Here is a 13,720-nt window from a genome sequence, read left to right as displayed (position 1 = left end):
TTGCGATCTATTAACAACATTTGTATTCGCTATTCAGGGATGGGACGTCCCGCAGAGCCTGTGGAGTTGCCGACAGTGGTCGGGGCTGTGAAGCAGGAAAAATTCAGGAGGGCTTTGCCCGTTTCATGAAGCCGCCTTCTCAGAAGACGGTAGTTCACTTAGGAGAATCCACCTTGATCACTTTACCTGAAAGAGGCCTGCCGTCAATAAGCACATGAATAAAATAAACTCCCGGCAGGCAAACCTGGCCGCCCATGTTCCGCCCGTCCCAGGTAAGGCGGAAATTATTACCGCTTATCCGCTGCGGCGGCCCTTCCAGCACCTTTGCACCGGTAACGTCATATACCAGTAACTGTACTTCATGAACAGGGGAAGTTTCGCGCTGGCTTCCAGGGCTTTCACCGCCGGCGCTTCCGCCGGCGCGGATCTCCCCGCTGATCGTGAGCTGCCGGCCAAAGGGGTTAGGGTACATGGTGATCTCCGCATGCTCATTCTCAATGCGGATCACCAGGGGATCGTCCACCGTACCCGCCCTGCTGTCCGACCGGTAGGCAATTGTCGTAGCCGAGCGGGCCACTATCCTTCCCTGGCGTTCGATCTCAAAATACACGGGCGCGTTTTCATCGCCGGCGATATTTATAAAGAATTGGGGCTTCCCGTTCAGCGGGTTGGTAACTTGCGCTGCCTTGCCCCTTACTTCGCCATTCACGTAGGCAATTACGCGATCCTCGGAGCTAAGATCAAATTCATCATCCAGGACAGCAATTACAGTCATATTTTCGGCGAAATAAAAGTTATTTTCCACCGGCGCCTGCAGGGGATTAAGCCGCTGAGCGGCCTGTATGGCGCCCGCCCGCAGCCCGCCGGGCAAGGCCGTGCTTCCCGAAGATCGCAAAGGAACGGTTTCCACGGTCCGGCCCCCGCCGGCCTGGTTCAATATACCGCCCTGAGCAGGATAGTGGAAGGTCACATCGTTTGCCGCTTTCCGGTACAGCATATACCCTTTGCCAGGTTCCAGGAAAGTGAGATTACCCACCCAGCCGGTCTGCGAATTATACATAGCGAAACCGGTCTGCGACTTGATCACGTCTTCATCCGATGCTTCGTAGCCCGCCAGGGCTTCCTGCACGGTCATATTGCCCTGTGGCAGGTAACTGATATAATTCCAGCGCCCGCCTTTCACCGGAATGGGGGTAGCGGCGATATCCAGCGGAATGCCGTCGATACTCAGGGACTGGGCAAGGCCGGCCTTCAGCATGAAAAGAGACGTATTATTAAAAGATTCCAGGTACCCCAGCCAGCCGCCTGACGAGGAATATTGATGAAATCCCAGCTCCTCGTTCTTCACGATATCTCCGGACTGCCATTGCCCCTTGGATAACGTGGATGGTATATCATCGAGGTTCCCGCTGGAAAGGTTAAAGGATATCCAATTCCAGCCCTGGGTCAAGGGGATATCCTGGAAGACCATCTCCCGGCCCTCAAACAGAATAGGGCCGGCGGCCGTGCCGGCAATGGCATCATTGCTAAAAGAAACACCGGCCGAAGGCACTGCCTGGTAGGTTTTACCGCTGGCGGCGTCCCAGATTCGGAATTCAAGATCATCGTGCTGCAGCGTATTGCTATAGACCGTCAGGAAGGTGTACCAGAGATCATTTGCCTCATTATAAACGTTTCGCGTGAACCCAACGCATTCCCCGCCGGTAAACGCGGCCAGTATATCATCCGGATTCGCCGAAAAAATGCCATTGATACGCAGTTTACCATAAACGATCATGCTGTAATCAAAATCGGCGGGGTCCACGGCCCAGTCCGGTTCCTCGCCCGCCACTTTCAGGCTAACCGGCAAGGCTTCGGTTTCGTCGTCATCATTACGCATATAGATGATCTCATCATAAGCGCCTACATTCAGGCCTTCATTTATGCGGAATACAATTTTTTCCCGACCCTGAGGCTCAATGGTACCGCTGGAAGGACTGGCGCGCAGCCAGGAAGGAAGATTGTCCAGCCGGAAATGCTGCACGCTGCCGCCGCTGTTCAGAATATACGATTCAAATTCCATGGGCGCATATAATTCCTTGCTCAGCGTGAATTCATCATCACTCCAACTCAATTGATTCCGGTCAATATAGGCTGTCCAGGTGACCGGCGATTCCATTATATTGCCATTCATATCGCGCAGGTTTTCCACCCGGAAAGTGACAATGGTTTTATCAATCGCCTGCCTTGGCTCCAGCAAATTAATGATCAGCGCGTCGTCATTCACCACGTAGTCGAATTGCAGGTTGTCCACCGAGCCATGGTCTTTAACCGGCGCTTTATCGTCTGTTTCCGTTGCATTCACCGTTTCGGCAGGGGGAATAACCGTCGCAGGATCCTGCTGTATTTTTAAATCGGCCAGGCTGAAAGCCAGTTCCTGGTTATTCTGGAACTCCACGTAGTCCTCAAACGGATAGTACAATAAAAGCCCCAGCTCATCTCCTTTAAGCCGTACGTTACTGTTCTCGCTTACCAGGGTGGCATTCAGGTAGGTATTCCAGAGACGGAACTCATCTATTTTTCCTTTGAAGTGGCGGTCAAATGACACCGTAGCCGCATCACCCTGCTCATGCCATCCCCTGGCTCCCAGGTAGATAAAGGGTGCAGCTAATCCTCCCAGGGCATTCCCATCGAAATAACTGTTGAGTTCGCCGTCCACGAAGAACTGTGCAACACCTGAGTTGCGGTTCACGGCAATAGCCAGGTGATGCCAGTCATTGTCCAAATAATTTCCTTCGGCCTGCATTTTGACGCCGTTATTGCGGTAGGTAAGCAAGCCATTCTCAAAACCTAAAAAGAAGACGCTGCGGGATCCGCTGTTATCATTGCCATCGCCTTTTCCGCTGGATGCCAGGGCCGCATCTCCCTGGCCCGGTTCCGCTTTAAACCAAAGTTCCATCGTGTAATCCATCCGGCCGGTTACCGGAGCGGTGGCTGTATTCAGCTTCAGGTATCCGTTCCCGTCGAAGCTGATGGCTTTTCCGGGCGGCGTAGCCCAGTTCCCCTGCAGGCCGGCATGCGCGCCATGCGCTTTATCAAAAGCCTTATCGCCTTTTCCCTCTGTCATCGGATAATAGCCGAGCAGCCCGTTCTCAGCGCCCGATAAACGAAGCAGGCTGTTCGCCTGTAAACGCGTTGGCGTGAGGCTTTCGGTCCATATCCTGGCCTCGTGCATGGCCCCTTCGAAATAGTTGCCCTGCTTCGCGATACTTCGTCCGAACTCAAAATGGCCGCTTCCGCTATAAGTGGTTACCGGGACGCCGCTGATCACTTCCGCGAAATTATAGACTGCCGAAACAGTAGAAGCCGCTGCATTATAAACCAGCGCCACATGCGCCCATTCTCCGGGTTTGTACACCAGGGGCGCTTCACTTTTAACAACCGTTTCCCCAACCCTCACTTCCAGGTAATTGCCCGCTGCAAAAGCAAGTTCCAGGGATTGGTTGCTATTTCCGTGGCTGAAAAGAGTTCCGCGCGGGCTCCCGGCAGGTATGCCGCTCGTTTGCCCGCCCGGCAAAACCCACATTTCCACCGTGATATCTTTCCCTTCCAGGTTCCTATTAAATTCAGTAGCCAGGTAATCATCCTGCCCGTCCAGCCTTACCGACACAGAATGATCACCCAGGGAGCCGTTACGGATACCGGTCACCTGGAAATCCGGATAAGAAAGCAGGCCCGCAGCAATCGTTTCATTCAAATTGAGCCGGACATCTTCAGTAATATCCAGCACGCCGTTAGCCGGCTGCGGACTGCCGAACAGTCGGGGCCGGTACGTATCCTTCGTTCCTCTTATCACGTTTGATGCAGTTGTGGATACCTGCTGTCCATTATCCATGCAGACGGCCACCGTCCTGATCTCATATTGCTGGTCGCTGAACGAAGCATCGCTCATGACCAGCTGGTAGTTAATCTCATTACCCGTAATTAACTGTTTGGCGCCCTGGGCCTCCTCGTAGGAAGCGGAATCCGCATAAAATTTAACAACCGAGGTCCAGGTTGAACTGGCCAGGGGCTTATACTGGAGGCCTATATAGCCGAATAAGCTGTTACTCGTATCAAATTCATCAATAACCAGGGGCAGGTATCGCTCCCCGGCGGCATTCACCGGAGACTGGGTGTTCAAAAGCCAGTTATCAGCCGGTGATTGGATATGCACATCCGAGCAGGATGGAATAAAATGGGCCGAAATATTAACCAGGTCAAAAGCGGTGGTATCACATTCAGAGATCAGCCGCAGTACAATGTCTTCATACTCCATCGCCTCCGGCCCGCGCTCCAGGGTAATGGTCTTTTGCAGTACCTGCCCGGCATTGAGCCAGACAGCTCTTCCGGTGGCCAGGGAGGCGCCGTCCATATAGATCTTTGCCCCGTCCGGGTTACTGTCTTCCATTACCTGCAGGTAAAAGGACACGCCCCGCTCCGTTTCGGATGCGTTCTGAAGCTGCAGGGAAAAGGTAGCATTGCGCGTAGAAGGTATATCAGCGGCAACGGGTTTTTCCACCGTAATATCCGGCGCTTCCGCCCGCATGGTCGGCTGGTCAATGGTAGTGCCGGGCTGAAAATATTTTGTTAAGGTAGGGCCTTCATACGGGCATGCTGTTTCGCCGCCCTTTGTTTTGAATACGAAGGTACTATCCTTTGCTTTCAGCACGTCCACGCTGAGGTAATCCACGCTGCTTTCGGAAAACGTAAAACCAAAGGTCTTTTCTTCGGTGCCGCCGTCGCTGAAATTACCCCCTTGTTCGGTCGTCAGGCCTTCTTCAATATTAAGAGTCAATCCGGTTTTGTTGATCGTGACACCGATACTGCTCAGGAAAGCGGCCCCAAGCGTTATATTGAAATCCGTGCTGGTTACTTCCGTTATCCCGGCATATTCCGAATACTGAACATCGCCTCCGCCGGTAAAGGAAAAATTCTTTACATGAACAGGATCGGATACTTTCACCTTTTCATTTTCATACAATTCGCGCTTCCAGCCTTTGATGTGCTGGTTCAAAGCCAGGATCGTATCCGTCTGGTTATAACCGGGCAGATCGGGAGTATATATTTTATAGCTTGGGCCGTCGCCCCAGGGCGCGGAAAGCACCCCAACCCCAAATGCTTCCGCATCCACATTAGACGCACCATAATTTGGGTCACCAGGAGGCAATTTAGAAACATATACCTCTTCCTTTAATGAGTTAGCCCTTTGCTGGGCAGCAGCAGGCGAGGTTGAAACCGGCAGAAGCAGGGTATTCCTGATCTCCACTATCCCGGGGATCAGTATATCTTCGATATGTTTGGCGGTGTACACAAAATGGGTTCCGAATCGCTGGGCGATATTAATCCCGGTCCTTCGGACTATAGAATAATCAACGCCAGCGGCGGCTCCGTCGAAAAAGACCATATCAGAACCGGTTTTCACTTCATCGTTCTTTACGACGATCAGTTCAAGTGTACTTCCATAGGTAAAATTGGTGGAATTCCCGATAAAGAGATCGGCATCGGCGCCAACCCGGGTCGGATCTGCACTTGTCTGATACCGGCTCAGGAATTTCGTGACCGTCGTGCTTTTATCCTTCCCGGTAAATGTTTCCGAATGGCTAAGCTTGCCCGCGTACGTGTTTCCGGCTTCCGTTACATTAATGGTCCCGCCGCCCACACCTACAAATGTAATAGTTGCCGCTCCCAGCGAGTTTTTCAATTCCTCCGAACCTGCCTGGATAACGGATCCAACGTATTCCTTTTCTACGATAGTGCTGGTACCCTCTTCAAACCAGGCGTAACTGTTGGATCCGGGCGGGTCCCGGAGTACCCGCACGATTTCGTTCGGCCCTGCCGTTATAAAATCGGTTCCTGTCTTCTTCCACCCTACTATATAGCCTTCCAGTTTGTTTCCGTTATTCCATGGAATGGGCTGGCCGCCTATATCAACGGTGACGCTAAGCCCCTTTCTCCCGACCCCATTCGAAATTTCCGGCTCACCGGCCTGGAACTGGTAAATTCCTTCGCCTTCTTCATTCAGGCTAAGCGTATCGGGAATATTTGAACCGCGCCTCAAATCATTCGCGATGGATACAAGTCCGTCTTGAGTTGGAACACGGTCCGTGGATACCGGATTTTGCGGGTCATCTTCTTCAAAATACTCATATAACTCATATGCGCTTACCCGGAGCCGGTACGATCTGTTCTGTTCAAAAACCGGGTAGCCGAATAAATAGCTGCCGTCCGAAAAATCATAAACAGGCACACGATATCCCTGGTTGTTCAGCAAATTAACCGTAGTCACGGTATCCCCGAAAAAAGGAACACTATTCCCCGATATATTCACCTGGCTTACGTCAATAAGCGGTTTATTTCGCTCAATAAATTTATAAGCGTAATTATAGAAAACCGTATCGGAGGCATGCACTTCACTTTCGACAAAAAATTTATTGGTCAGGTTAATATTCAGCGGAAGATTCCCGGGCAGGTTCAGGCTGGAATGCCCGGTTGCCTTTACGGACATCACGTTAAAGTCCTCCGGAATAAGGTCAACGGCAAATTCCCCGGTGACGGAATCCGGGTAAATGGTAATGGCATATTCCTGGAAATTCACGCGCGTGCGATGCACCCGGGAAGGGTCGCTTTGGCCGGACGGCAGTAAATGCTTTACGGTAACCAGGCTATCAACCGCGGAAGCATTGATCTTCCGGTTTTGGGCGCCGGCCAGTTCCATCGTTATTGAAAGGTTTTCCCCAAGGTTATTCCTGGAAAGAGAATGCCCCAGGGGATAATCGCTTTGTATAACGCCGCCCGCTACCCGGCCTATAAAGCGCACCGTAGTGCTGTCATACAAAATGCGTTCACTCACCGGCTCCTGGTAATTCAGGTTCCCGCCGAATCGATTGGTGATCTTTCCATCGTTAACAAATACATGGTTCGTTTTCACCGCTTTCACTTCATGGACACCCACCGGCACGGATATCGAGAATTTTCCCAGCGCATCGGTTTCTATGATCTGGCCGTTCTCTTTTTGCGCATACTTGCCATCTATCATAAATTGAACGCCTTTCACCGGCACGGTACTATTCTGATAGTAAACGTATCCCGACACAGGGAAGGAAGATTTATCCACAAAATTCACGGTGAATTCGGACGAATTGGACGATATCAGCCGGTTCACCGATGTAGGATCGAATTGATGGGTACCCAGCAGGGGAACAATGGCATAGGTAGTGCCATTACCCGTGTAGGGAATGCCGGAGATCATATAATTCCCGGAAATATCGGTATAAGCCTTCAGAGAAAGCTGGTCGGGCGTTGGGATAACGTTCGACCTTACGGCCTGCATAGCTAGTATGCCGTCATTTTTATGATAATTGCTGCTGGTATTTGAAATATCGTAGAATTGATCTTCAATTGTTTCGTCAAAGCGCCAGTAGGCCGCCAGGCCGGCTTCGTTACCCGCCATCAGCCGGGTATAGTCCCGCTTCACGCGCTGTGCGTCCAGCGCGATATTCCAGGCCCGCATTTCATCAATGTAACCTTTGAAGTGATTGCCATTTGCATTCCGTCCGATATATACCGTGGTATCAGGGCTTCCGCCCGGCTGGGCAAGGCAGGGAATAACCGCTATGAGCGAATCGTTAAGCATCAGCCCAAGGGAGTCCCTGCCATAAACCCCGGCCAGGTGTACAAAGGATTGGTTTTGGATAATATACGCTCCCGTTACTACTTCATTTTTATACCGGAAATACAGCTGTCCTGCGCCGTTAAAACCCAGTTCATATTGCCCCGACTGGCTAAATATTACCTGATTTACAGGCTGCTTGTCATCCGGGCGGATCCAGGCTTCTACCGTAAAGGCCGGGCCGGAAAAGGGGTGGTACAGCGAATCGATCATCAGGTAGCTTTCAGCTTCTCCGTTCAGATAAATACTTCGTCCCAATTGAGCGTTATCCGCACTTTCCAATCTTACCGCTACATTTTCCACGGCCTGCCCGTTCTCGTAGGTGATGCGTCCATAGACCGTTCCCGCCGGGCTGCGAAAACCCACGGCTTGCAGGGTGTCCTTCGAGTATTTTGTCGTGTTATTGCAGTTGACCGCCCCTACTACTCTATATTCGTAATAAACTCCCGGAATTCCCTTGGGATCGTCGGTCTGGATATCACTATTGGCCGAAGTGCCCGGAACAGTGGCTATCTGGGCGAAATTATCGCCGGAGCCATAGATCCTCCGCTTGATAATATAACTATCGAATATACCTTCGGCGCTCCATCTTAATTCCGTCCGATCGGGAAAATACCCCTTGGACACATACAGGTCCTTGATGGTTCCGACGTCGACGGCGAGAACGCTTCCCGGCACGTCCGCTTCCGGAGGCGAATCAAAATTGCCGCCAAATGTCAGTTCAATGGAGTAGGTAAACTCGCTGCAATAGGGAATATTGTCATCAGTATAGGTACCTGAACGGGCATCCTTTTCGTCAAGATTTATTATTTGAGGCGCGGCGCCGGTGGTTTGATTGGATTTTGTAATGGTAAACCGGGTACCCGAAAACCATACCCCCTTAAATGGTTGCCAGGTGATAATAGCTTTTGGGCCGGCCGTTTCATCCAGCAAAACTGTATCCGCTTTTAAGATGGTATCCAGTTCAACATAAAGACCGGCATTCACGGACACCTTCCACTCCCAGGTGTTTTTGGATTCGGTACGCCTTACACGGTAGTATACATGCGTGCTGTCCCGGAGGTCGGCCAGGTTGTCGAGCGTCTCGTAATGGGTTTGGGCCGGATCGTAATCGATGGTGCCCACCGCTTTGATTTTAGTGATGTCTCCGAACGTGCTGTCCGTTGAACGAGCAACCTCAAATTTATCCCCGTCAATAAAATTCGTTCCCGCGCCGGGCAGATTTACATTCCAGGAGAGGGCGACCTTGTTTTCCCCATCGTAGGCCGCTTTCAGCTCAACAGGCCAGATATAAGGGGGAACCATTACCACCTGTGATTGACGGTAGCGCATATGACCTCCCTGTCCGATAAATTCCGAATAAAAATCATGTCGCTGCTCAAAGTTGCTCTTTACCGCATCCAATGTCCCCGTGGGCTTTACATTGGATGCATCGGTAACATCATTATTCATATCGTCGTTCAGCCAATGCCTGACAGTAGCACCGGCAGGCGCGGTGGTGCCGCTATAAGCATACCGTACCAGCATTTTATCCGGATTCGCGGAGATCTCCCCGGTAGAAAACGTGGCATCGGGCAGCGGCGGACTGAATATTTTTGATGTCCTTGATTTTACCTTATCAAAATACATGGTTGTTTCCTGAATACCTACGTAATCGCCGGCAATATAAAGGGCTTGACTATGTAGTATCGTGAGGCGTTTTCCGATAAGCTCCTCCGGAATATACCACCTGATATGCACCTCTGTTAATTCCGCACCCCCATCCGTCTTATATTCATCTCCATCGGGAACTGTTATAAATCCCGACCATGCATTATTTGCCGGAGTGCCATTTTCAGCCCTGAACCGGATTCCTCCCGAGCTATGATAAGTATCAAGAAATTTTGTCCTGATCCGCATGGTTTCAGGATCACCTCCATAGTCAAATAAACTGCCGATGAAAGTCGCTCCGCGATCAGAATACCTAACCTTTACTCTGCCGTCTATCTTGGAGGTAGGCCCTTCTTTACTGGCTACTACCAAATAAAAATGTATATATACCCCGTATTCATCAACACCATAACCTTCTATACCATAATCATCCGGATTATATAACTTGCCTGAAACAGTCCCGGCGGAAGCAATATCAGCGGAAGCGGAAGCGGAAGCGGAAGCAATATCAATAGCTGGAATGAAATGGGTGGCCGCTTGCGCTTTATATCCAAAAAGCTGCAGCGATAAAAACAGGGTAGTTGTCAAACAGTTAAAGTAGAGTCTTTCCATGTCCTGAAATTAACCATTAGGCAACCCCGGTTTCAGGAAATGTATGTAAACCCCGCCCTTTTGTATTCAAAGGGCGAATATATGTATGTAGAAAAAGGAAAGCTTAAGCGGCTTGGATTCAGCGGAAATCAAAATTCTGAAAAAAACCATCTTTGTAATAACGCCCCAACGGTATCTCCTTTTCCCCTACGAAAATGGCATTCTCGTTAAAATGGTCAATCACTTCCATATTGACAGCAAAAGACCGGTGGACCCTGGACAGATTGGAACGGTTCAGTTTTTCGAGTAAGGCGCTTAAGGTATGGCGAATGATATATTTCTTATCCGATGTAAAGATGCCGGTATAGTTTCCGTCCGCCTGCAGGTAGCAAATCTCGTTCAATCGCACTTTGATAAACTTATAGTTTTGCTTGATAAAAACCGCGTCATTAAAATAGAGTATCGCCTCCTTTTGATCCATTGTTCCCGTGCTGCGGTCGCGGGGAAACAAGGGAATTATCTTATCTGTATCCTGTCTGCCGGACTGTTGTTTGTGAAAAGCAAAATTGTGCAGCGCCAGGTCAATGGCAATCATGAGGCTTCTTGCCTGGTAGGGTTTGGTCAGGTAAGCGGCCGGAAAGGTTTCCCTGGCCCGTTCGACGGTTTCATCATCTGAAAAGGCTGTTAGGTAAATGAAAGGAATATTCCTGACGGTACTAAGCTGGCGGGCAGTTTCAACCCCGTCCCATTCGCCTTTGATCTGGATATCGAGTAGTACAAGATCAACTGTTTGCTGTTTTATAATTTCCAATGCTTCTTTCCCGTTATCGGCAATACCCGTTACTTCGTAGCCTTCCAGCTGAAGCATGTTTTCCAAACCAAGGGCTACTATCCCTTCATCTTCCACGATCAGCACGCTCATCTTATGTTCCATATCGTCTAAACTGCTTTCTCCATTTGCAGGGGAATCCTTAAAGTGAAAGCCGTACCGCCTGCCCGTTTCATTTCACAAACCCCTTTTAGCTGCCTGCTGAGGACCTTGACCAGTTTCACGCCGAATGAACCGGCCGGCCGCTCCCAGCTGTCAGCATCCATTCCCGGCCCGTTATCCCTGATCTCGAGCTGAATTCCACCATCCTGCTTCAGGGAAAGCCATAACAAGGGCCTCCTTACGTCCTTGTAGGCATGTTTAAAAGCATTCGTCACCCATTCGTTAATAATGAGCCCCAGTGGCAGCGCCATATCCACGTCCACTTCCGCCGTATCTACCTCCAGCTTCAGGTCGAAGCGGTTTTTGTCAAAGCCGAAGCTCTGGATAATGCTTTCGACAAGGTCCTTAACATATTCACGCATATTCACGGAATTGGGGGTATCCCGCTGGTAAAGGCTCCGGTGGATCAGGGACATGGCCTCGATCCGCTGCTGTCCGATCCTTACCGCCTGTTGGGCGTCTTTGTCTTCCAGATGATTGGATTGCAGGCTCAGCAAGCTGGAAACGATCTGAAGGTTGTTTTTCACCCGGTGATGCAACTCTTTCATCAGCAGCTGCAGTTGTTCCGACTGTTTATTGATCTTATGATTACTTTCTGTTAACAGCCGGTTCCTTCTGCCAATGGCCCGGTATTGCCTGTAAAGAAAACCCGACAGACACAACAACAAAAATAAACCAACAAGAATAAGCATGTTCCGCCGGGTCTTTTCCTCGTTGATAGCCCCCAGCGAAGCAATTTGCTGATCCTTCTGTTCCGTTTCATACTGCAGGTGTATCTGCCCGATTTTCTTTACATTCTTCAGTACTTCCAGGGAATCGTGAATGCCCCTGTATCTTACAAAATGTGCCAGCGCATTCTTATCGTCGTTTATGGAATGGTAGCACTCATAGAGAGAGCAATGAATTTCCATCGCTCTATAGGTTGATTTCAACTCCAGGGCTATCTGTAACGCGTCCTTCATGTAAGCGATCCCTTTTTCCTGCTGGCCTTTATAAAAATAACTTTCACCTAACCAGTTATAGGCATATGTAAGAGACCGGCGCTGGCTATATTTCTTCGCCAGTTCAGCGCCTTTATGGCCATAGTAGATCCCAAGGTCATAAACACCGTTGATTTTATAGTACTGGCTAATGTTGTCATAATAGGCAATGCGGCTGCGTTCATAGGCCTGACCGGATTCCGCCAGCTTCAAACCTTCCATATGCAGCTGCAGCGAATGCGCTCTGATGGAGTCGTTATTTTTCAGCATGCCAAAGCTGTGGGTGAACATCGCCTTTACCCGCAGCAAGTAGATAAGCTGTGCCGTATCCCGGATCTCCCGGGCCGCCCTGATCCCCTTTTCCGCAGCGTCCAGAGCTGTTGCGTAGTTTTCATTCTCCTTGTGGAGGTTCCCGATGGTCGCATATATCTGCGGAATTTGCTTTTTCAACCCGTTTTCCTGCGCCTTTCCCAGGGCAACCACCGCAAGGCGAATGGCTTCGGGATAATTGGCGCGCATCCATTCGTAGTTAGCATTCAAAAGTGTACCCCGGACAACGGCTTCCGCGTCTTTATTAGTTTCTCCCAACACAACCAATTGCCGGGCGATTACCTTTAATGAATCGTGGCCTGAGTCCTTATAATAGTTGCTTTGCCTGTACAAGCTGTCAACGCTTGCTTTATAGCCAGCCTCAGCCTTGATGTTTTCAGCGGGGTTGACAGCCGTCTCATCTGCGCAGGAAACGGAAAGCAAAAACAAGGAGAACAGAAGCAGGCAAGTGTTCCGGTTCAGGTTTACGCCGTAATCCCGGTAAACGCTTTGGTTCCGGTAAGCGCTGCGGTTCCGGTTCAGGCTTACGCTGCGGTTCCGGTAAATGCAGCAGTTCCGGTAAGCGCAGCAGCCGCGGCAAATAGAAATTCGAAGTGAAATAAAAGAGTAGAAAATTCTCTCCATCCGGGCCGGGTTCAGGTGATGGCACTAATATACGTTAATTTCCCGGTCCTGCAGGTGAGAATTTCTCGCTATATAACATCAAAGCCGGTAATCGCCGTTCGTGTACTTGAAATCGCTTCCCTGGCGGAAGGACGCCTGCTGGAAGTCTGTAGCCGTTTTAAACGTAGTATACTTAAAGTCGGCAAATCCTTCAAATGTTGTCTGTTGAAAATTGACCTTATTCTTAAATTTAGCGTATTTAAAGCTGGCGTCATCCCGCAGTTTTGCTGAAGAAAAATCGGCTTCCTCCTGGAACTGCGCGTATTTGAAGTCAGCATCTTCCGGGAAATTTGCGTTGGAAAAATCAGTACGGTCATGAAACTGTGCATATTTAAAATTTGCCGGTTCTGAAAACCTGGCTCCGGCAAAAGAAACGCTTTCGGAAAAGTCAGAATACTTAAATTCGGTCATTCCTTCAAAAGTGCAGTTGTCAAAAGTCACTTGTTTCGAAAAATCAGCTGTATAGAGTACCTGCGGCGACTTTCCCCGATTTTCCAGCACCTTGTAAGCAACTATGCCATCATTAAAAGTGCAATTATAGAACGTTAACGGAACATTGACCTTACTTTTGTAAGACCTGTTCGAATCGCGATCCTTCGCAAGGCTTTTGGTATTTATTTCAGTAAGATCAAGTATACCTGTAATGATTGCATCCCTGATCTCAACAGCTTGTCCCTGGTTGATCTTCTGCACGATCTCTTCGGCGGAAACATTTTCCTGAGCGGAAGCCGCCGTTAAAACAAAAAGTAGTGCCGGCAGGACAAATAATACCGCGCGCAGCGCCAACAGCGCGGCCGGCCGCATGATTTTCAATATTCTTTTCAT

Annotated in this window: 4 protein-coding genes; all 4 read right to left on the bottom strand. The window is 49.9% G+C overall.

Translation table 11 applies throughout. The annotated features are described in order from the left end of the window. Window positions 1-154: 154 nt before the first annotated feature. The 4 genes from FRZ59_RS10035 to FRZ59_RS10020 all read right to left on the bottom strand — a co-directional run bounded on the left by FRZ59_RS10035 (window position 155) and on the right by FRZ59_RS10020 (window position 13,720). Entirely contained in the window at window positions 155-9,952 is a 9,798-nt protein-coding gene (locus tag FRZ59_RS10035; RefSeq protein WP_132129577.1) for a LamG domain-containing protein, read from the bottom strand. 118 nt (window positions 9,953-10,070) lie between these two features. Then, window positions 10,071-10,865, bottom strand: coding sequence for a response regulator (locus tag FRZ59_RS10030; protein WP_132129576.1), 795 nt, complete (start codon window positions 10,863-10,865; stop codon window positions 10,071-10,073). A gap of 5 nt (window positions 10,866-10,870) precedes the next feature. Next, window positions 10,871-12,856: a sensor histidine kinase gene (locus FRZ59_RS10025; protein ID WP_132129575.1), complete on the bottom strand. Its 1,986-nt coding sequence runs from the start codon at window positions 12,854-12,856 to the stop codon at window positions 10,871-10,873. Between the two features lie 78 nt (window positions 12,857-12,934). Beyond that, window positions 12,935-13,720 (bottom strand): pentapeptide repeat-containing protein, encoded by a 786-nt coding sequence (locus FRZ59_RS10020; RefSeq protein WP_132129574.1) that lies wholly within the window; start codon window positions 13,718-13,720, stop codon window positions 12,935-12,937.

The sequence above is a fragment of the Anseongella ginsenosidimutans genome, from assembly GCF_008033235.1.
GTDB classification, from domain to species: domain Bacteria; phylum Bacteroidota; class Bacteroidia; order Sphingobacteriales; family Sphingobacteriaceae; genus Anseongella; species Anseongella ginsenosidimutans.
This window is presented reverse-complemented; position numbering and strand designations above follow the sequence as displayed.